Below are 17,616 nucleotides of genomic sequence, written 5' to 3' on the forward strand. Positions count from 1 at the left end.
TATACTTAAATGTAAAAAGGAATCACTACAATCTATTTTAAAATTATGGTAAAAGATTTCGATATACGGGAATTTGCAGCTCCTGTTGCTTCGTATTTAGAGAACAAAAGTTTTAGTTTTCCAATTTTTGCAAATTCATAACATTCTTTCCATGTAAAAAATGCGAACTTATCCCAATGGAAAATTTAAAAAACAAAGTAGCCCTAATCACCGGGGGCAGCAGGGGAATTGGTAAAGGAATAGCGTTGGCACTTGCGGCAGAAGGTGTGCACGTGGCGGTAAATTATCAGCATTCTAAGGATGAAGCTGAAGAAGTGTGTGAACAAATAAGGGCTGAAGGAAGTAAAGCAGTTGCCGTACAGGCTGATGTTTCTGAAGAAACAGAAGTTAAAAGGCTTATTGAAGAAGTACAAAATAAATTCGGGGACATTGATATTCTTGTTAATAATGCCGGGATTGCAAAAAAGCAGAATGTAGAGGAAGTAAGCCTGGACGATTTTGATAAAATTATCAAGGTAAACCTCAGATCCGGATTTTTGGTTACCCAGCAGGTATTGCCTGCTATGCGCAGGAAAAAATGGGGAAGGATATTGATGATTTCTTCCGTGGCTGCCCAAACCGGCGGCGTGGTAGGGGTAGATTACGCGACTTCTAAAGCAGGACAGTTGGGGATGATGCGTTATTACGCAAAAAATCTTGCTGCGGAAGGAATTACAGCCAACGCCATAGCTCCTGCACTTATAGATACCGATATGGTAGCCGGTTTGGGAGGAGTAAAGCCAGACATAATCCCGGTAAAACGTTTTGGCAGATCTGAAGAAGTAGCAGCTCTAAGTTTAAGCATCCTTAAAAATGGCTATATTACGGGCCAGACTTTTAATATTAATGGCGGAATGCAGCCAAGTTAGATAAACTAAAATGTTCCTTTTAAGCTTTCTTACATTCCTCTCCGTAATACTTTGGCTTTGGGCAATAATGGATCTTTTGAAGTCCGGGGTTAAAAACCCAAATTTCAGAATGCCATGGCTCATCCTGATTTTGATGTTTCCGATAATTGGGTCCATCATATATTTTCAGCTAAAGAAAAACCGGGAACTGCCTGATCAAAGAAAATTTGCACCTGATTTTACAAGAATCAGGGGATAAGTCTTTTTCAGGTTTTTGATAGAGATCCTGCTGAGATTATGGATTATTGTTTCAAATAATCTGTAAATTAGGTACTTGTTCCATTCCGAAGAAATACAGAAAGATTTTTCAGTATAGTCACATTTGTTGTTTATACAGCTGCTTATTTGGAAATTAAAACAGATAATAAATGAAGAAGGTTTTTAATTGTAATTGCGGAAATCATAATCCTTTGCATTGTATCGTACCACCATACATGTTGGAAGCCATGGCTACTTCTCCCAACGAAAAGGTGAGGCAGATGGCCTTAAGGAATATTGAGACCGCTGCTGAAGTTCGCGCAGAGCGCCGGCTGCTATGGCCGGATACCGTGGCGGCACTGCTTACCAACAAAGAAGGTAAAAACCGGGAAGTTTACGATATGCTCAACAGGCCAAATCGCCGGGACCTTTTACCAGGAAATCTGGTAAGGAAGGAAGGGCAGGAGCCTGTGGAAGATCCGGCAGTAAATGAAGCTTATGAATATTCCGGGTTTACTTATGACTTCTATTGGGAGCTTTTTAACCGGGATTCCCTGGATGATAGCGGCCTTACCCTTATTTCTTCAGTCCACCTTGGAGAAAATTACAACAACGCCTTTTGGAATGGTAGCCAGATGGCCTATGGAGATGGAGACGATATCATTTTCCGGAGATTTACCAGAGGGCTGGATGTGGTGGGCCATGAACTTACCCATGGGGTGATCTCTTTCACCTCCAGGCTAGCGTATCTTGACGAAGCAGGTGCTATAAATGAGCATTTGGCAGATGTCTTTGGTACTCTCATAAAGCAATGGGTGCAAAAACAGGATGTGGAGGAAGCCAACTGGCTTATTGGAGACGAAATAATTATTCCCGCTCCCACCCGCAGGGCAATTAGGGATATGAAAAATCCCGGCACCGCTTACATAAATGATCCGGACCTGAACGGAACCGATCCACAGCCCGATCATTATTCCAATAAATATACCGGCACCCAGGACAATGGGGGAGTTCATATAAATTCAGGCATTCCCAACAAGGCATTTTGCGAGGCAGCTCTACAAATAGGTGGTTTTGCCTGGGAGAAAGCTGGCCGTATTTGGTATGAAGCTATGCTACAGCTCACCTCCAACAGTAACTTTGATAAATTAGCCAACACCACCGTAAACATTGCTGCAGAGATGTTTGGCAAGAACAGTCCGGAACATAATGCCGTAATTAACGGCTGGCAAACAGTAGGATTATATGAAAATACACTGTGCTAAAAGTGGCGGTTTTATGGGAAGGCTGCAGTCCTGTACTCTTGAACTGGATGAGTTGAATCCTTCAGAAAATGAAGCCTTTAAGGAAGTGGTAAAAAAGAAAGATCTGCGTGATGAGAACGCCCGGGATTCCTTTGTTTATTGTTTCAGTTTTGAAGAAAACAACATTCCTAAGGAAATAAACATTGAAGAAAGTTTAATACAGGAAAACATGCAGGCATTTATTGACAAAGTAAACAGCAAACTAACCTGAAGGTTTTTTAAAATCGGCGATTATGAGCAGGCTGTACTATGAAACAAATGAAGTTACTGGCTTCAGGGCGTCCGGAAAACAGGAGAAAGGAAGGGTAAAAAGTTACCTGGAAAAAGTTTCTTCCCTTGTTCCTGCAGAAATAATCGCAGGTTACCTGGCAATGCTTGGCTTTCTGGACAAGGAGGAGGGAAGCGTTCTTGTGGAAAAGCAGGGATTGCTCATTGGTATTTTTTGTTTTTGCCTTCTTCTTACCCCGCTTTATTTAAATTACCAGGCTAAGGAAGGGAAGCCCAGGTTTATTCATTTACTTATTTCTTCTGTGGCATTTATCATCTGGGCCTACGTCACCAGCGGCGAAAAGTTTCGTGATGTCTATTATGATGCCGATGTTGCCTCTGTGCTTCTTATCGCCTTTAGTTTGCTCAGTGGGATTATTCCGTTAAAAAAGTGATATATTTTCCATCGAAAGCAGCTGCAGCAGAATCATATTATTAAATTTGTTCATAGTTTTAATATGATCCCAGAACTTTCCTATGCCGAAAAATGATCCCTACGCAGCCCTGCGCTATGGGGAATTCCGTACCTTTTTACTCGTGCGCTTTGCTTTTGTCTTTGCACGTACCATGCAATTTATTGTTATAGAATGGGAAGTTTATAATCTTACCAAAGATCCTTTTTCCCTCGGGATGATAGGTTTGATGGAAGTAATCCCTGCGGTAGGCCTGGCATTATTTGCAGGACATATTGTAGATCAAAAAGAAAAGAAGGGTTTATTGCTTAAATGCTTATTTGGATTTTCAATTATCAGCATCGGGCTGTTTCTGCTTACCTGGCCCAGGATCACTGCAGGATTATCCCAGCAATTTACCTTGTATGCTATATATTTTCTGATATTTATTGGCGGTATTGTGCGGGCTTTCCTTGGGCCAACTAATTTCTCCCTGTTTGCGCTTATTGTTCCCAAAAAAGTTTATCCCAATGCGGCCACATGGAACAGTTCCGTATGGCAAATGGGCGCGGTTTTAGGTCCGGCACTGGCCGGTTTCAGCATTCACTGGATTGGGGTGCACTGGTCTATGTGCCTCATTTTTGGGTTTTCGCTAATCGCGTTAATCGCCCTTTTACAAATTCCGAAGAAACCTATTTTAAATCCCAGGATTGGGGAGCCGGTAATGAAAAGTTTAATGGAAGGGGTGAAATTTGTTTATAATGCGAAAATAATTTTCGGGGCGATCGCATTGGATATGATCGCGGTTCTTTTTGGTGGAGCAGTGGCTTTATTGCCAGTTTTCGCGCAGGATATTTTAAAAGTCGGCCCCGAAGGTTTTGGTGTTCTAAGAGCAGCGCCGGCCGTGGGAGCCGTGCTTATAATGTTTACTTCAGCCTATTATCCGTTAAATAAAAACGCAGGAATAAAATTACTCGCAGCCATTTTTGGATTTGGAGTTTGCATTATTGTCTTTGGGCTCTCAAAATTTTTCTGGGTGTCGGTAATCGCCTTGTTTCTAAGTGGTGCCACAGATGGCATTTCCATGATCATCAGGCAAACCATTCTTCAACTAAAGACGCCCGATCATATGAGGGGCAGGGTTTCTTCTGTAAACTCCATGTTTGTGGGTTCTTCTAACGAACTGGGGGCTTTTGAAAGTGGCCTGACCGCAAAGCTTATGGGCACGGTTAGCGCGGTGGTTTTCGGCGGAAGTATGACTTTGCTCACGGTGCTGGGAATGGGAATCGCTTTTCCAGGGTTTAGAAAACTCGACCTTCGGAAGGATTTGGAAGAACACGAAAAGGAATAGGAAATTTCTTGTTTAAACCTTATTTTAAGAAGATGAATAAGGCTATTGTGAATGCTATAGAAAACGGAAACCTGCTGGAATTCACTTATCATGAGCATTACCGGCTGGTCGAGCCGCACAGGTACGGTATGTTTAAAAGCGGAAATCAAATCCTGCTTGCCTACCAGATAAAAGGAACAGGGGAAAAATCCGAAATTCCTGGCTGGAAAATGTTTCGTGTTGCTGAAATAAAAAACCTGAAGATTTCAAATTCCGGATTTACTGGTACCAGGCCGGGATACGAAACTGGCAAAACCGATATGGAATTGATTTATGCGGAGTTATCTTAAGCTTTTAAAGCTATATATTTAGAAATAGTCTCCTGAATATTGTTGCTTATATATTTTCAATTATGAACACCTGATTTTGGTTAAAAATTTACCTTTTTACAAACCAAAAAAAACACTTAAATAGTAATGGTTGAAAATCTGGAAAAAATAGTCTTTGGAGGCGGTTGCCACTGGTGTACTGAAGCGGTCTTTCAGGCGCTAAAAGGAGTAGGCAGGGTAGAGCAGGGCTATGTTGCTTCTTCCGGAAAAAATTCAGGATTTTCAGAAGCTGTCATTGTTCATTATAATCCAGAAATTATTTCTATACAGCGCTTAATAGAAATCCACCTGCGTACCCATAACAGTACTTCAAACCACAGCATGAGGTCCAAATATCGCTCTGCCATTTACTATTTCAACCTGCTTCAAAAGCAAAAAGCAGAAAAAGCGCTTCAGGAATTGCAGCAGGACTTTGAAAAAGAAATTGTTACTAAAGTTTACCCCTTTTGGGAATTTAAAGCCTCGCGGGAAGAAATTCAGAATTATTACCAAAAAGATCCGCAGAAACCTTTCTGTAAAAATTATATCGATCCTAAGCTGAAAATGTTATTACAGGAATATTCTGAAGATCTAAAATCAATGTAGCCTGAAATTTTGAATATTCTTATATTAGAATAAATTCAACCATATGAAAATTGCCACCTATAATGTGAATGGAATAAATGCCAGGCTTCCGGTGTTGCTTCGCTGGCTAAAGGCTACACAGCCAGATGTGGTATGCCTGCAGGAATTAAAAGCTCCTAATGAGAAATTTCCGGAAAAAGCTATACAGGAGGCCGGTTATAATGCTTTATGGCACGGACAAAAACAATGGAATGGGGTGGCAATTCTTGCCAGGGACATAGAGATTAATGAAACGGGGAGAGGCCTTGCCGGGGATCCCGAAGATGCGCAAAGCCGTTATCTTGAAGCCCTTGTGGGTGACATCATGATTGGCTGTATTTATTTGCCCAATGGAAATCCCGCTCCCGGCCCCAAGCTGGATTATAAATTGAGATGGTTTGAGCGCCTGCATTCCCATGCTTTAGAATTGTTGCAGCTGGATACACCAGTAATTCTTGCGGGCGATTTTAATGTTATGCCTACTAACCTTGATGTTTATAAACCTGAACGATGGCTGGAAGACGCATTATTTCTTCCGGAAGTGCGGCAGGCTTTTAAGAACCTGGTAGAGCAGGGGTGGACAGATGCTTTAAGAGCTTTATATCCGGATGAAAAGATCTATACTTTCTGGGATTATTTCAGAAATGCCTATAAACGTAACGCCGGATTGCGGATTGATCATTTTCTACTGAGTCCGAATTTAAAGGATAACCTTCTGGATGCAGGGGTAGACCGTGAGGTGCGGGGATGGGAGAAAACCAGCGACCATGCACCGGTGTGGATTCAGTTAGGATCCTGAAAATTTAATTCGCCAATCTTCTTTATGATCGCATTTTTAATTCAGCATCAATAAGGCCCAGGATAATATCAATTTCCTCCAAAAGAGGATTGTAATGGGAATTTTCAGTAGCTTTTCCTGTAGTAAGGAACATTAGCAGGTTGTTTTCAAATTCTCTGGAGACCAGAATATTCATATTGCTGAAATTATCTTCTTTCTTTTTAAATCCCATTTCTGCGGAAACCCCTGTATGGTCAAAAATAGTCCTGATACTTCCGGAATCTGCCCGGAACATATCCAGAATTTTCTCACGTTGTATGCGCAGCGAATTTTCCTGGCGGTGTATACTCTGGATAACCGATTCCCAGTTAGTGAGATACATCCTGAGTTCGGGATTGGAAATATCCTCCAGTCCGCCGGAATTTATAAGTTCATTCAGAAGGGAATTATTAGGATTATAAGCAATCTCGTAAGACAATGAATTATAAAGCAAGCCTGAAAGTTCCTGCTCCTCAATTTCTTGTGGTGCATTATCCAGTTGCTCTGCCAGTTTTATGGATTCTTCATAGTTAAGCCTGTTAACATCTATCAGCTTTTCCAGTTTATATTTACTCCTTTTAAATTCACCTTTTAAGCCTTCCAGGTAGAAATGTTCTTTCTCTTTAATAATTCGGTTTTGATTCCAGTTGTTTAATGCCAGCGCAATAAGGATCCCCATTACAATTAAAAATACTTCCCCCGTGGCGTACAACAGATAATTGCTAAATTTATTATTCTTTAGAAATTGCCGTCTTATTTTGCGGAAGAATTTCATTTTTGAATGTTTTACCCTTGCATCACAAGATTTAGTAATAAGCAGGTAATAAAAATATTAAAATTTCTGAAATAGGAGAATGGTGTTTGTGAAAACAACAATTTTAAAAACCTGTTATTCAAAAAACTACAAATAAAGGGAGATTGCTAAAAATGTGGTAACTGTGGTAGAATCTAATCCTGAACATCGAAATTACCAGGCGCTGCAGGATAATCTGATTGAAAAAAGCAAAACTGGAAAACGGGAAAGATTTAAAAATTATAGAACTGCAATGCCGGAAAATATTTGGTTCGACGGAATGTTTAGCGGCCAGCTATGCGAATTTTATTATCCTGAACAAATGTGTTCTGGTACCAACTTTTAATGATGCTAAAGACAGGAAAGCATTGAGCATTTTTGAAGAATGCTTTCCAGGAAGAAAAGTAATTGGTATTAGCTGTATAGATTTTATCTGGGGCTTTGGAACATTATATTGTTTAAGTCAGCAAATTCCGCAATAAGGTTCTGGAATGTCATACTTCTACTTTAGAGTATTTGCACTATAATTTATATTATGTAAAATAGAAAATTGAAGTACCCATAAATTACATCCAATCTCATACCTTCAAAAAAAGCACTACCACAGCCAGCTATTACTAATCAAAAGAACGATTGCAAGAAAAATTAATCTTCTTTGTTAACTGGTTTTATATTTCCACGATACGTAATGGAATTTCTCTGGGTGCTGTTTACTGAGGTGGTACTATTGCCATTAGAAAAAATCTTTAGCATAAACTGAAAATTTTCATTGCCATTATTTCCAACAAAGCTAATCTGTACGTCATCCTTGTTTAATTCCTCAACAGTAAGTTCTTTTGGAATCCCTTTAAATTTGATTCCACCAGAATCTCCATATCCGCCACCGGAATGCCTAACCCCAAAATATGGCAGAAAAACTTCAACGCTATCGCTATCCTTTTTAAACCTGATGTAATTAGGATTTCCTATTAGGTTAATCATTCCTCCGCCTAAAGGAATTGCCCATTGGTTTTCTACTTCAAAACTCCTGCTGCCCACCAGTTTCATGATATCCTCCCCGGAATTTACTTCAGAAGATCCTCCGCAGGAAATCATCAAAAAGAGCATACCGAAAACTGAAGAAATTTTAAGCCAATTACTTCTGAACATATTTTAAGAATTATTTCAAACTAAATTTTTAGGTGAAAAGAATTGAAGAAAAAGAAACTCCCATTCAAAATTTCAGCTAATTGATGCAATCCTGCCCCTCTCCTATTGATTTTAGGGCTACTTTTCTTCTTCATTTTCCTCACCAAAGGAATCGGTAGCATCCTTAATATCTTCCTTTTCTTCTTCGGTAAGTCCATCCTTCTCTTCGCCGGTTTTCAGGGTGCCATCTCCTTTTACTTTTAGATTATCATCTTTTTCTTCCCTGCCAAAATTAGAAGACCTTCTGTACTTATCCTGAAAATCTGCATGATCTTTCTCCTTTTTTTTATCTGTCATCTCTTTTTTATTTTAATTTACAATAGTAGTTGCAAAGTGCAAACTATTTAAAGAAACTTTAGCAGGAAGCATGGCTTAATCTTTTTTCTAACAAATTCTCCTGCTGTAGATGCCAAAGAAATTCTAAAATCTGCTTAGTCTTGTCTTCCTCAGTAAGAAAATTGTATTTTGCATTGACTAACCAAATTAACAATTATGGCCGCAGGCGGATCAAATATTGCTATTTACGGTGCTATTGGCGCCAATTTACTTATTGCTATAAGCAAATTTACAGCTGCTTTTTTTACCGGAAGCTCCGCAATGCTGGCGGAAGGAATACACTCCCTTGTAGATACCGGAAATGGACTTCTTCTCCTGTTGGGAATTAAAAGATCCAAACAAAAGCCCGATAAAATGCACCCGTTTGGTTACGGAAAGGAAGTCTATTTCTGGAGTTTCGTTGTGAGCATTCTTATTTTTGCCCTTGGTGGCGGATTTGCCATTTACGAAGGTATTCATGCCCTTCAGGAGCCCACTGTTATTGAAGATCCCACGTGGAATTATCTTGTTCTTGGTGCTGCCATTCTTTTTGAAGGTACCGCTCTTTTTCTTGCCCTGCGAACTTTTAATAAATCCCGTGCAAAATCAGGAAATCTCATTAGCAGTATTGTGAGAAGCAAGGATGCGGCTACTTTCGCGGTAATTATTGAAGACACTGCGGCAGTGGCAGGTTTAAGTATCGCGCTTGTAGGTGTCTTCTTATCCCAGCAACTGGAAAATCCATATATAGATGGGGCAGCCTCTATTGTGATAGGTGCGCTTTTACTTATAGTGGCTACTTTCCTGGCCAAAGAAAGCAAAGGCCTGTTATTAGGGGAAAGCGCACATCCTGAAGTTATTAAAGAAGTGGAAAGGATCATGGAGCATAATATTAATGTAAAGGAATGGTCGCTGCCACAGACCATGCATTTTGGGCCTGAAAGTATTCTGCTGGTCATAGAAATCGATCTTATAGAAGATCTGGAATTAAGCCAGGCAGAACAAACCATGGAAAGCCTGCGTCTTGAAATAAAGCAAAAACAGCCAAATATTACCCAGGTGTATATACAAACCACAGATAAATTAAAAAATAATATCCTCGGGGAAAATCCTGCGTAATAAGTTTAAGTAGAATTTAAAATTTCTTTTATGGCGGGCAATTCTAATATCGCCATTTATGGTGCTATAATAGCCAATGTTCTAATTGCGATAAGCAAATTTGTTGCTGCTTTCTTTACCGGAAGTTCTGCAATGCTGGCAGAAGGTATCCATTCTGTAGTAGACACGGGTGACGGGCTCCTCCTGTTGCTGGGCGTTAGTCGTTCCCAAAGAAAAGCAGATAAACATCATCCATTTGGGTACGGGAAAGAAGTTTATTTCTGGAGCTTTGTGGTGAGTATCCTTATTTTTGCCCTTGGTGGCGGTTTTGCTATTTATGAAGGCATACATTCCCTGCAACATCCTGAACTTATTGATGACCCCACCTGGAACTACATTGTTCTGGGGGCGGCATTTTTATTTGAAGGTACCTCCCTCCTCATCTCACTTCACAAATTCAATAAGTCACATGAAGATCCTGGTAATATCATCAGCAATATTATAGAAAGTAAGGATTCCTCCACCTTCGCCGTAATTATTGAAGACAGCGCAGCGGTAACGGGAATTATTATTGCTATCCTGGGCGTGTTCCTTTCAGTCTACTATCAAAATCCCATTTTTGATGGTATAGCTTCTATTTGTATTGGTGCCCTTCTCCTAACCGTAGCCACTTTTTTGGCGCACGAGAGTAAAGGATTGCTGCTTGGGGAAAGCGCACGCTCTACTGTTTTAAACGGAATTGAACATGTGCTGAAATCAAAGCATTATATAAAAAACTGGAAATTTCCCAAAACCATGCACTTTTCCTCAGAAAGTATTCTTTTAATCCTTGAAGTTGAATTAACCAATGGGTTTCAACTGGAAGAAGCGGAAGAGAGAATGCAGGAACTGCGAAAAGATATCCAGGAAAAGCAACCAAAGATCACCCAGGTGTATATCCAGTTAATCAACAACGTAGAAACTACATCTTCCGGGTCTAAAAGAAAATCTCTGAACTCAGAATATTATTGACTTCGTTTTATCCGACTTAACGGGAAACTTCTGCTCGAATAAACACCAGTAATTTCAGCCGGTAACAGAATCCAAAGGCTATCTTAAATGTTTCTCAACAAAGGTATAATTTGCTTGGTAAGCTCTCGTAAATTGGGTTAATTGTACCGAATAAAAACAGATTTTATGGAAGCTATTTATGAATTTGTTCACCTGCAAAAAAGTGAACGCCTTGAGGATTACACTCAAAAAAAATTGGATAAACTGGAAAACAAATATGATTTTGTGGTGCGCGCTGAAGTGCATTTTAAAAAACAGGAAGGACAGGATCCTAATGGTTTTATCTGTAATATCAAATTAAGCGTTCCCGGCCCGCAGCTTTTTGCCGAAGCTAATAAAGACAGCTTTGAAGCCGCTGCCACTTCTGCTGTCAGAGATCTTGAAAAGCAGCTGGAAAAACAAAAAGCAAAAATGAACACCCGCTAAAAGCCAAAAATCCCAACAATATAAAGCCCCTTTAAACCTAGAATTTAAAGGGGCTTCTTTTTTAGATTGAAGTTATTTTTTTCCTATTTTACCTGTTCGCGGGAATTGCCGGTAACAGTGTTTTTATTGTCAGAATGTACTTCTTCATTGCTTAACCTGGCTTTAAATTCATTTATAATACCACCCTTCAGTAAGATCCGGATTTGGCGGTCACTCATAGAATGTTTTACTTCAAATTCCACAGGTTCGCTTCCTTTTTTGGCTTTCTGAACACGTACCCGTATATTGCTTCGGTTCTCCACATCCTCACGAAGGTTTTTAAAGCTTACCACGTCACCCTGTTCTATTTTACTATAATCCTCTAAATCGATAAATTCCAGGGGAAGAATACCAAAGTTCACCAGGTTTTGCCAGGCAATACGTGCATAAGAATTGGCAATTACCGCAACCTGCCCCAGGTATTTTGGCGCGAGCGCTGCGTGTTCCCGGCTGGAACCCTGTGCGTAATTATCGCGGGCCACTACAATATGCCCTCCAAAATCTTCCTTGGCTTTCTGCGCCCTTTCATAAAAGCTCTTATCAATAACAGAATATGAAAATTTACTAATTTCAGGGAGATTACTTCTAAAAGGCAAAACTTCAGCTCCTGCCCTTAAAATTTCATCGGTAGAAATATTATCTTCCATCTTGAGTAAAACAGGCACATCGGCACTATCTACCAGAGGTTGTATCTCCGGAAGGGATTTAATATTCGGCCCTTTTTTCAATTCCACTTCTTCTCCTTTTTCCGCAGGGGCCACAAGCATTTCGGTATTGATAATTTCCATTTCCGGCTGCTCATATTTTGGATAAGTCATATCATAAAGCTTTTCCAAATCCCTGGGATCGGTAATTTTACCGGTTAAAGCTGAAGCGGCCGCTGTTTCGGGGCTACATAAATGTACCTGGTCGTCTTCTGTTCCAGACCTGCTTGGGAAATTTCTTGGCATGGTACGCAGGCTAATCGTTCCTGAAGCAGGCGCCTGTCCCATCCCTATGCACCCCATACATCCTGACTGGTGAAAACGTGCACCGGCGGTAATAAGGTTTGCAAAAGCTTTGTTTTCTATCATATTCTGAATAATCTGCCGGGAAGTCGGGTTAACATCGAAAGAAACATCATTATTCACCGATTTTCCCTTTACAATGGCTCCTGCCATCCAGAAATCCCTAAGTCCGGGATTAGCCGATGATCCAATTACCACCTGGCTTATGGTTTTTCCCGCCACTTCACTTACGGGAACTACATTTCCGGGGCTGGTTGGCAAAGCGATTAAGGGAACAAGCTCGTCCAGTACAATTTCATCATGAAGGTCATATTCACAACCTTCATCCGGTAATAATTCCCTCCAGTCTTCTTCCCGGTGTTGTGATTTTAGAAATCTTTTTGTTTCCTGGTCACTAGGGAAAACAGTAGTGGTGGCCCCAAGTTCAGCCCCCATATTGGCAATTACATGGCGGTCCATTGCACTCAAATACTTCAGGCCTTCCCCGTAATATTCAATTACTTTTCCAACTCCTCCTTTTACATCATATCTCCGCAGCATTTCCAGGATAACATCTTTCGCGCTTACCCAATCCGGTAACTTTCCGGTAAGTTTCACTCCCATTACCTGTGGCATTTTCACAAAATATGGTTGCCCGGCAATGGCTGCCGCAACATCCAGCCCTCCTGTACCAATAGCAAGCATACCCAAAGAACCGGCTGCCGGGGTGTGACTGTCCGATCCCACCATGGTTTTTCCCGGTTTTCCAAATCGCTCCATATGCACCGGGTGGCTCACTCCGTTTCCCGGGCGGCTAAACCACAGCCCGAACTTTTGCGCTGCACTTAACAAAAAAAGGTGGTCATCGGCATTTTTGAAATCGGTTTGAAGCAGGTTATGATCCACATATTGTACCGCTACTTCTGTCTTGGCCTTTTTTAATCCCATGGCTTCAAGTTCAAGCTGTACCAATGTTCCCGTAGCATCCTGCAGCAAGGCCTGGTCTATTTTTATACCTATTTCCTTGCCGGGAGTCATCTCCCCTTCAAGAAGGTGTTCTTTAATAAGTTTTTGAGTTACATTTAATTGTGACATAATTGGAGAATTTTACCTTCAAATTATCAAAATAGATTCACACAATTAGTCCATTTAACAATATCTTATATCATTTATTCTACTTAAACAGTTATTTTGAAATTCTTTTCCAGTAAATCAAAAAGATATTAAATAATGGATATAATTTTAAAGCGCGCCATAGTCGGCGGGGTGGTTTCTACTATTGTAATGGGAACCGGAACTTTTATTCTGGGGGAATTGTCTGGCTATAAGGCCATGGAACTTCTATCTTCTTCGCTCTCGGGGATTAATATGTTGTGTAATACAGTGATTCTTGGCTCTTCGACCATCCTGGCATTAATGCTCACCTTACTGAGTATAAGCCGTGCAGCAGATTCCAGCCTTACCCAAAAACATTATCAGGATGTATTGAGACTGGCAAAGTATGACACCGTCCTTATCATCACCGCAATCATTACTTTTTTAATGCTGAACCTTCCAATTGTTGAAAGTCATGAAGTTCCCGAAAACTGGTATGTAACTATTTATTACGTGAGCCTGGGAATGGCTGCAATCCTTGGAGGGGGATTAATAGCTATTGTTACAATGCTTTACGGTACCATCTCCAATATTATACTTATTGTTGGCCTGGGGGTGAAAGATCATCCACTTGTAAACTCTGAAGACGATAACGAGGCCAAAGAAGAAGTTGAGCAAAGGAAAGAAGAAAAGGAGCGCGATAAAAGCAGGAGTAAACAGCCGGAACAAGAAAAACAAAATGCATAAAAAAGACCATTTGAAAATATCCCTGAAAAACTCTCTTCCCGAACCTACTCTTTAGCAGATTGTTGAATGAGCCAGCTGATACTTTAAAATGGCCTTTCCTTTGTTTTAATCTGGATGTTTAGCTTCTGCTAAGATTATTTAAAATATCAATTTGATGCCCTTCTTCCAGGTTAAACCCAGGTTTTCCTTTTCTTGGGAAAAAGTAGGTAAAAGGATCCTCAAAAGCACTCCAGCTTTCAGCTAAACCATAATCGTTATTTTTATTTTTGTTTTCAGGACGTTTAAAGGTGTTAAGGTCAGAATCATAATCTGAGCCTACCGCATCCTCGCCTGGAAACAGCATTCCATCATTAATATCCGAATAAACCAGAACGGATTCTCCTCCATTTCCCGGAAGATCGATCACTTTTAAACCAAAATCTTTAAGTACGGTTTCTTTGGCCGTAATATCTTTGGTTTTAAAACTGTCTTTAAAGTTGTTCCTTGGGTGCGCAAAAATTGGCGCCCCACCGGCATCTTCAGAAATAGTAGCAAGATCGGCATAAGCAGAATCAAGTATATGGTCACAGGTAATCAGGATGCCTTTAATTCTATATCCATCCTCCACGAGCTTCTTTACCGCTTTTTTTGTAGATTCTTCCACCACATCAATCAGGATCATATCCTGGCGGTTAATGTGCCTTATCGCGTATCCCTGGTTAAAAACCCCGTCTTTTTCTTCTCCTTTTATTATAAAAGTGTCAGGAATAAGTTTTAGGAATTTTCCCGTTTCTCCCTGCTTAATAAATTCAGCCGACTGGCTGTGCAATACCTCCATCTTATCTACAGTCTTCATATATATCTTGGATTTTAAATTAGTTCTCTCAAGATACAAATTCAACAACTTCTTCTCAAAGGTTTTTTAGAAGGGTTTAACTGCGTTTTAGCAGTTAATTAACGGCTAGCACATACGCCGAAAATCGGCCGTGGTGAGAGAGTGAAAATGAATGCTTTAAATACTCACCATCACAGTACAGCTGCGGGATACGATAATTGTTTTTTAATAGCTGGACAGCTCCTGAAGTAAAATTATATCGCTCTGAAAATGCCGAAATGAGTTCTTTTTTAAGCTTTTCCTTAATGCTGAAAATTTCATAAATTCTTTCTGCGGAAGCTGAAGCTGATGCTATGCAGTGAATATATTCTGCTGAAATTTTGCTGCTGCTGAAGTATTCAAAACCTTGAATATGAACAGTTCCTGAAAGCTCTGATTTTTCTGAAATTTCACACCTGCACTTGAAATCTTTAGGATTAAACCTTCGCGGAAGGTTGAACCTTCGCTGATGAGCTTTATACGCCGCCTCCTTCATTGCCCAGAAAAGCCATAATTGCGTTTCCGGATTTTCGGAGGTCCTGATAATAACTCTTTCTTCTTCAGAAAAAATCTTTTCCTGAAGCCGCGGACGGTAAATATTGCTTTCTGTTGCCGAAAGTTTTAAATCAACAATATCGTTTCCAATCACTTCTCCTTCAGTTTCGTCTCGATAATCTCCTTTGCGTCGCCCACCGTTAGCATACCATCCATAGAATCGTTGTCAATTTCAATATCAAATTCATCTTCCACATCCAGCACAACATCCACCAGGTTGGCGGAGTTTATCTGCAGGTCGTTTAGGAAGTCGGTTTCTTTATTAAAATTTTCCAAACCTTCTTTACGCTGTACATACGGATTAACAATTTTCTTTAGTCGCTCTATTATTTCTTTTTCTGTCATTCTATAAAAATCAGTATTACAAGTAGGTGCTATTTCAAGCTTTAATTTTTAATATTTTTTAAAAATAATTACCGCATTCACATCACCAAAACCAAAGCTGGCTTTTGCCAAAATTTGTACTGGCTGCTCCAGGGTTTGCTGCGGAATTCTTTCTGCATTAATTAATTCCAGGATTTCCGGATGGGGATCTTCACAGTTTACATTGCCAAAGATAAAATTGTGCTTTATCTCCAGTACACTGGCCACACATTCTATACTGCCCGAAGCACTAAGGCAATGCCCCGTCATGCTTTTAAGTGAATTTATGTATGGAAAATTTTCTTTGCCACTTTGCAGCGCGTCTTTCCAGTTGCTGATTTCTGCAACATCGCCTCCGGTGGCAGTTAAATGCCCATTAACAGTATCTATTTCTGAAGCCTGGATATTGGCATTTTTAATCGCTGCTTTTATGCAGCGCTGTACCGCTTTGTTGTTAGCAGCGGTCATACTTCCGCCGCCACGCTGGCCGCCACTGTTTACCTCCCCGCCTAAAACTTCAGCATAAATTTCCGCGCCCCTTTCCAAGGCCGAATCCAGTTCTTCCAGCACCAAAGCCCCCGCTCCACTTCCGGGAACAAAACCAGCCGCTGTGGCACTCATAGGCCTGGAAGCTTTTTCGGGATCATCATTATATTTCCCAGGGAGAATGCGCATGGCGTCAAAGCCGCCCCACACGTAAGGACCGTCATCCCCACAACTGCCCACCAGCATCCTTTTTGCTTTTCCAGTTTGAATGCGCTCAAAACCCTGGAGCAAGGCCTCTGTCCCAGTTGTACATGCAGAGGAATTGGTAGTTACCTGATTTCCGCAGCCAAGAATTCCTCCTAAATAGGCGCTTATCCCGCTTGCCATGGTTTGGATAACGCTGGTACTTCCCAACCTGCGTGTTTTTCCTTCATCAATTAAATGGATGGATTCCCTGAATTTCTCCACTCCCAGAATTCCGGTTCCAAAAATAATTCCCGAATCCCAGTCTGGTTCTTCCTCTCCTGAAAATTCCAGGCCGGCATCCTTCCAGGCATCGCTGCCCGCAATCACGCCATAAATTAACCCACTGCTGTTTAGACCTCGCAATTGTAGCGGAGTAAAATATTCTTTTATTTTCTCTTCGGAAATTTGCGGCTTCCCTCCTATCTGGCAGCTGAATTTTAATTCCTTAAGCTTCTCATGAAAAGTAATTCCGCTACTGCCCTCTTTAATAGCCGACTCAAAACCGGGAATTCCAACCCCATTTGGAGCAGCCACGCCAAGTCCGGTAATTACCACACGTTTATTCATATCTAAATGTGTCTTTGTTTGTCGTCTGTTGCCTGCTGCATTTTTGATTTTAGGCTGTAGGCTTTAAGCTTTAACTTCTATCTTCCAACTTCGTACTTCGTATTCTTTTCACTCTCCAGGCTTTACTTCCTCATCATTCCCGCCAGTATTCCTTTACAAACCAGGTTATCTTCAGCGTCATACATTTCTACTTTACACTTAAGCTTATTAAACCTGAAATAAATTTTTTCTGATTTTACCTTTACCCGTTCCCCGGGAAAAACAGGCTTAAAAAAATCCATTTCCGAAGAAGTCATAGCCACTCCGGTTTTTGCTTCAGCTGGTTTCTCCTTGTTCAGTAAAAAAATCCCCAGGCAAACAAGTCCGATCTGCGCCATACATTCGGTTAGAATAACGCCTGGCGTGACTGGATTATCCTTAAAATGGCCTTTATAAAAAAATGAATCAGGGGGAAAAGTATAGGTGCCGGAAACCGCATTTTCATCAATAGCAATAATTTTATCTATAAACAAAAATGGTTGAGAATAAGGTAACCGGGAAAGGATTGTTTTTTGGTCCACAG

The 17,616-nt window shown here is 40.6% G+C and carries 23 protein-coding genes; 14 read left to right on the forward strand and 9 right to left on the reverse strand.

What is annotated here, in order from left to right; all coding sequences use genetic code 11:
• The first annotated feature begins 176 nt into the window (after window positions 1–176).
• The 9 genes from RM553_RS03110 to xth all read left to right on the forward strand — a co-directional run bounded on the left by RM553_RS03110 (window position 177) and on the right by xth (window position 6,229).
• Window positions 177–908, forward strand: coding sequence for an SDR family NAD(P)-dependent oxidoreductase (locus RM553_RS03110; RefSeq protein WP_311533521.1), 732 nt, complete (start codon window positions 177–179; stop codon window positions 906–908).
• Between the two features lie 10 nt (window positions 909–918).
• On the forward strand, window positions 919–1,146 hold the full coding sequence (locus RM553_RS19690) for a PLDc N-terminal domain-containing protein (protein WP_432271444.1): 228 nt from the start codon (window positions 919–921) through the stop codon (window positions 1,144–1,146).
• A gap of 169 nt (window positions 1,147–1,315) precedes the next feature.
• Window positions 1,316–2,410 carry a M4 family metallopeptidase gene (locus RM553_RS03115; RefSeq protein ID WP_311533522.1) on the forward strand — a complete coding sequence of 365 codons (1,095 nt, stop codon included), beginning with the start codon at window positions 1,316–1,318 and terminating at the stop codon, window positions 2,408–2,410.
• Complete coding sequence (locus RM553_RS03120; RefSeq protein ID WP_311533523.1) at window positions 2,391–2,660, forward strand: protealysin inhibitor emfourin; 270 nt, start codon at window positions 2,391–2,393, stop codon at window positions 2,658–2,660. Before RM553_RS03115 ends, RM553_RS03120 begins: the two co-directional genes overlap by 20 nt.
• Before the next feature lie 22 nt (window positions 2,661–2,682).
• Window positions 2,683–3,111: a hypothetical protein gene (locus RM553_RS03125; RefSeq protein WP_311533524.1), complete on the forward strand. Its 429-nt coding sequence runs from the start codon at window positions 2,683–2,685 to the stop codon at window positions 3,109–3,111.
• 82 nt (window positions 3,112–3,193) lie between these two features.
• Window positions 3,194–4,459, forward strand: coding sequence for an MFS transporter (locus tag RM553_RS03130; RefSeq protein WP_311533525.1), 1,266 nt, complete (start codon window positions 3,194–3,196; stop codon window positions 4,457–4,459).
• A gap of 32 nt (window positions 4,460–4,491) precedes the next feature.
• Window positions 4,492–4,788: a hypothetical protein gene (locus tag RM553_RS03135; protein WP_311533526.1), complete on the forward strand. Its 297-nt coding sequence runs from the start codon at window positions 4,492–4,494 to the stop codon at window positions 4,786–4,788.
• Window positions 4,789–4,914: 126 nt separating this feature from the next.
• A complete protein-coding gene (locus RM553_RS03140) occupies window positions 4,915–5,412 on the forward strand; it encodes a peptide-methionine (S)-S-oxide reductase (protein ID WP_311533527.1) in 498 nt (165 codons plus the stop codon).
• Between the two features lie 43 nt (window positions 5,413–5,455).
• Window positions 5,456–6,229: an exodeoxyribonuclease III gene (gene xth / locus RM553_RS03145; RefSeq protein ID WP_311533528.1), complete on the forward strand. Its 774-nt coding sequence runs from the start codon at window positions 5,456–5,458 to the stop codon at window positions 6,227–6,229.
• Window positions 6,230–6,251: 22 nt separating this feature from the next.
• Here xth and RM553_RS03150 read toward each other — a convergent pair whose 3' ends face one another.
• Window positions 6,252–7,022: a DUF6090 family protein gene (locus tag RM553_RS03150; RefSeq protein WP_311533529.1), complete on the reverse strand. Its 771-nt coding sequence runs from the start codon at window positions 7,020–7,022 to the stop codon at window positions 6,252–6,254.
• A gap of 218 nt (window positions 7,023–7,240) precedes the next feature.
• Between RM553_RS03150 and RM553_RS03155 the strand changes: the two genes are divergently transcribed.
• On the forward strand, window positions 7,241–7,522 hold the full coding sequence (locus tag RM553_RS03155; protein WP_311533530.1) for an agmatine deiminase family protein: 282 nt from the start codon (window positions 7,241–7,243) through the stop codon (window positions 7,520–7,522).
• 163 nt (window positions 7,523–7,685) lie between these two features.
• Here RM553_RS03155 and RM553_RS03160 read toward each other — a convergent pair whose 3' ends face one another.
• Both RM553_RS03160 and RM553_RS03165 read right to left on the reverse strand, forming a co-directional pair.
• Entirely contained in the window at window positions 7,686–8,189 is a 504-nt protein-coding gene (locus RM553_RS03160) for a DUF4251 domain-containing protein (protein ID WP_311533531.1), read from the reverse strand.
• A 117-nt stretch (window positions 8,190–8,306) separates the two neighbouring features.
• The gene (locus RM553_RS03165; RefSeq protein WP_311533532.1) at window positions 8,307–8,525 is read right to left on the reverse strand and encodes a hypothetical protein; all 219 of its coding nucleotides are present in this window, start codon (window positions 8,523–8,525) and stop codon (window positions 8,307–8,309) included.
• A gap of 195 nt (window positions 8,526–8,720) precedes the next feature.
• On the opposite strand from RM553_RS03165, the gene RM553_RS03170 reads away from it, so the two are divergent.
• The 3 genes from RM553_RS03170 to hpf all read left to right on the forward strand — a co-directional run bounded on the left by RM553_RS03170 (window position 8,721) and on the right by hpf (window position 11,117).
• The gene (locus RM553_RS03170) at window positions 8,721–9,662 is read left to right on the forward strand and encodes a cation diffusion facilitator family transporter (protein ID WP_311533533.1); all 942 of its coding nucleotides are present in this window, start codon (window positions 8,721–8,723) and stop codon (window positions 9,660–9,662) included.
• Window positions 9,663–9,692: 30 nt separating this feature from the next.
• The gene (locus tag RM553_RS03175) at window positions 9,693–10,652 is read left to right on the forward strand and encodes a cation diffusion facilitator family transporter (protein WP_311533534.1); all 960 of its coding nucleotides are present in this window, start codon (window positions 9,693–9,695) and stop codon (window positions 10,650–10,652) included.
• Window positions 10,653–10,817: 165 nt separating this feature from the next.
• A complete protein-coding gene (gene hpf / locus RM553_RS03180) occupies window positions 10,818–11,117 on the forward strand; it encodes a ribosome hibernation-promoting factor, HPF/YfiA family (protein WP_311533535.1) in 300 nt (99 codons plus the stop codon).
• An 83-nt stretch (window positions 11,118–11,200) separates the two neighbouring features.
• Here hpf and RM553_RS03185 read toward each other — a convergent pair whose 3' ends face one another.
• On the reverse strand, window positions 11,201–13,237 hold the full coding sequence (locus RM553_RS03185) for an aconitate hydratase (protein ID WP_311533536.1): 2,037 nt from the start codon (window positions 13,235–13,237) through the stop codon (window positions 11,201–11,203).
• Window positions 13,238–13,372: 135 nt separating this feature from the next.
• On the opposite strand from RM553_RS03185, the gene RM553_RS03190 reads away from it, so the two are divergent.
• Window positions 13,373–13,984 carry a thyroid transcription factor 1-associated protein 26 gene (locus tag RM553_RS03190; protein WP_311533537.1) on the forward strand — a complete coding sequence of 204 codons (612 nt, stop codon included), beginning with the start codon at window positions 13,373–13,375 and terminating at the stop codon, window positions 13,982–13,984.
• A 118-nt stretch (window positions 13,985–14,102) separates the two neighbouring features.
• On the opposite strand, the gene RM553_RS03195 is transcribed toward RM553_RS03190, so the two are convergent.
• The 5 genes from RM553_RS03195 to RM553_RS03215 all read right to left on the reverse strand — a co-directional run bounded on the left by RM553_RS03195 (window position 14,103) and on the right by RM553_RS03215 (window position 17,614).
• A complete protein-coding gene (locus RM553_RS03195; RefSeq protein ID WP_311533538.1) occupies window positions 14,103–14,819 on the reverse strand; it encodes an MBL fold metallo-hydrolase in 717 nt (238 codons plus the stop codon).
• Window positions 14,820–14,913: 94 nt separating this feature from the next.
• A complete protein-coding gene (locus tag RM553_RS03200) occupies window positions 14,914–15,486 on the reverse strand; it encodes a 4'-phosphopantetheinyl transferase family protein (protein WP_311533539.1) in 573 nt (190 codons plus the stop codon).
• A complete protein-coding gene (locus RM553_RS03205; protein ID WP_311533540.1) occupies window positions 15,483–15,737 on the reverse strand; it encodes an acyl carrier protein in 255 nt (84 codons plus the stop codon). Before RM553_RS03205 ends, RM553_RS03200 begins: the two co-directional genes overlap by 4 nt.
• Before the next feature lie 48 nt (window positions 15,738–15,785).
• Complete coding sequence (locus tag RM553_RS03210) at window positions 15,786–17,054, reverse strand: beta-ketoacyl-[acyl-carrier-protein] synthase family protein (protein ID WP_311533541.1); 1,269 nt, start codon at window positions 17,052–17,054, stop codon at window positions 15,786–15,788.
• Between the two features lie 122 nt (window positions 17,055–17,176).
• On the reverse strand, window positions 17,177–17,614 hold the full coding sequence (locus tag RM553_RS03215) for a 3-hydroxyacyl-ACP dehydratase FabZ family protein (RefSeq protein WP_311533542.1): 438 nt from the start codon (window positions 17,612–17,614) through the stop codon (window positions 17,177–17,179).
• Between the last annotated feature and the right edge of the window lie 2 nt (window positions 17,615–17,616).

It is taken from the genome of Autumnicola tepida (assembly GCF_031846485.1).
In the GTDB taxonomy this organism is placed as follows: domain Bacteria; phylum Bacteroidota; class Bacteroidia; order Flavobacteriales; family Flavobacteriaceae; genus Autumnicola; species Autumnicola tepida.